At 43.8% G+C, this 1,576-nt stretch carries 1 protein-coding gene; it reads right to left on the bottom strand.

Annotated features, from left to right (window positions below; all coding sequences use genetic code 11):
* Nucleotides 1-536: 536 nt before the first annotated feature.
* A partial coding sequence (locus HMPREF3027_RS01465; protein ID WP_070706445.1) for an IS110 family RNA-guided transposase occupies nt 537-1,576 on the bottom strand: 1,040 nt, incomplete at its 5' end.

Here is a 1,576-nt window from a genome sequence, read left to right as displayed (position 1 = left end):
CGTCCGACCTGTCTGACCTGTCCGACTTGTCCGATAAGGTCCTAAAAGAAAGCCTGCATAACTGCCACTTCAAAACCAAGTGGTAGCGGCGCAAAAATTGAGATGCAACTAAGCAATTGCCGAGATGCAACTAAGCAAACGGCGAGATGCAACTAAGCATTTGCTTTGTTGCAACTAAAAAAGCAGGTATATAGCACATTGTATATCAATGGATTACAAATGAGCCTTTTGGCGAACCTTATCAGAGGATATTATCGGACAAGCTGGAGTAAAAAAAGCACAAAAGGAGCACCCGAGAGGGTGCCACTCAGATAGCCCCTGTGTCGGAGGGGGCAAACGCCCCCGAACGACCAGCGGGAAAGGGATACGTCATATGCAATCGACCCTTGTGGTCGCACTTGTATGAACTTGTGCGACCACAAGGGTCGTGAGTATGGGGTGTCTCTCTACCCGCCAGTCTTCGGCTCTACGAGCCTCGACTGGGGGCAATCTATGATCACCACCAAATTTATATGGTTAAAAAGTGTTATTTCGACCTATGCTCGTTTTGCCTCATAATCAGAGTGGAATTTGGTCCTTCTTGTGACGATTGTAAAGGCAACCGTCAATAGCTTGTTTTTGATGTTGTTCATGATGAGCAAATGTGGCTTTCCTTTGCTCTTCATCCTTTTCATATAGTCTATGAACTTTGAGTTGAATCTGCTCGCAGAGAGTGCTGTCATATGTAAGAGGCTTGCAAAATATGGGTCGGCAAACCAACTCCTATGATTGCCATTTTGGACGGATGTACCTGATTGATTCGGGTGTGGAGAGACAACTAAAAAGCAGGCAAGTTGCTTGGGGTTATCGAACCTTGTAAACCCTCGAGTAACAACGATCAAAAGAAGGCTTGTGATCTTCCCGATACCTGGTATGCTCAGTAGGCATTTATGGATCTCATTAAGCTCCTCATTGGCTTTGATGATTTCTACCATTTTAGCCTCAATAGCTTTGATTTCTTTCTTCAGAAACCTCTCCTGCTTCTCTAAGCGTTGGATCATGAACTTTAGCGTCTCATCATTGGGTTCTGACTTAAGAAGATGCCTATACTCTTTTATCTGACACTTCAATCGCGCTCTTTCTCTCACCTGTCCATATCGGTATGAATAAAGTCTCTCTAAGCTCTCCATATCCTTAGATAGGGGCTTATAGAGCCTAATCTGATCGCGAAAGCGATAGAAGTAGTAAGCGATCTTTTCTGCGTCTATCTTATCGGTCTTGTCGCGAACAATCTTGCCACTACCACATTTGATCGAATAAGCATTTTGTAAGGAGCAATCAATCCCCAGCACATAAAGCTGTTTAGGCAGCGTGATGCTATAGTTACCTGTATCTTCTCCACCTACGAGAACAGAGGAATAGTCGCCAGACAATGCACAAGTCTTATTCAGCCATTTTACAAATCGCTTACAACCCGGCACATCGTTTTTGAACTGCTCATTACCAATGATCTTTGGATCAATAGAGCTCTCTTCAGATACCTTGAGGATAGCTGCGTCAAATGTTTCTTTTGAGAAATCAATTCCCACAAATAATT

This window comes from Porphyromonas sp. HMSC077F02 (assembly GCF_001815465.1).
Lineage (GTDB): Bacteria > Bacteroidota > Bacteroidia > Bacteroidales > Porphyromonadaceae > Porphyromonas_A > Porphyromonas_A somerae.
This window is presented reverse-complemented; position numbering and strand designations above follow the sequence as displayed.